Source organism: Pyxidicoccus fallax (assembly GCF_012933655.1).
Classification (GTDB): Bacteria; Myxococcota; Myxococcia; order Myxococcales; family Myxococcaceae; genus Myxococcus; species Myxococcus fallax.
The window spans coordinates 1-418 of record NZ_JABBJJ010000790.1 but is presented as its reverse complement, the minus strand read 5'-3'; the positions used below and the strand labels follow the sequence as shown (position 1 = coordinate 418).

The following is a 418-nucleotide window of genomic DNA, read 5'->3' as shown; positions in this document are numbered from 1 at the left end:
TTTTCTTCTTTTTGAATTTTTAAGAAGAATGAAGCGATAACGAAAGATACCGTTGCCGCGATGGCAACAGAAGCGAGAACACCAACGATAGCGTTTTGTGGTGTCATTAATAAAACCGCAATAATCGAACCTGGTGAAGCGGGTGCCACAAGACCTGCATTAAATAATACCAATGTGAATACACCAGATACACCACCTGAAATCACGGCCAGTAAGAGACGCGGATTCATTAAAACATAAGGGAAATAAATCTCGTGGATTCCCCCAAAGAAATGGATGATCGTGGCACCGCCTGCTGTTTGTTTTGCTGTACCTTTCCCAAATATAATATAAGCAAGTAACACCCCTAAGCCCGGACCCGGGTTGGCCTCAATCAAGAAGAAAATGGATTGTCCAAATTCTTGCGATTGTTGAATAC

General features: G+C 42.3%; 1 protein-coding gene. It reads right to left on the bottom strand.

Annotated features, from left to right (window positions below; translation table 11 throughout):
* Window positions 1-418: PTS transporter subunit EIIC (locus HG543_RS54180; protein WP_169352737.1), on the bottom strand; the 418-nt coding region annotated here is incomplete at both ends.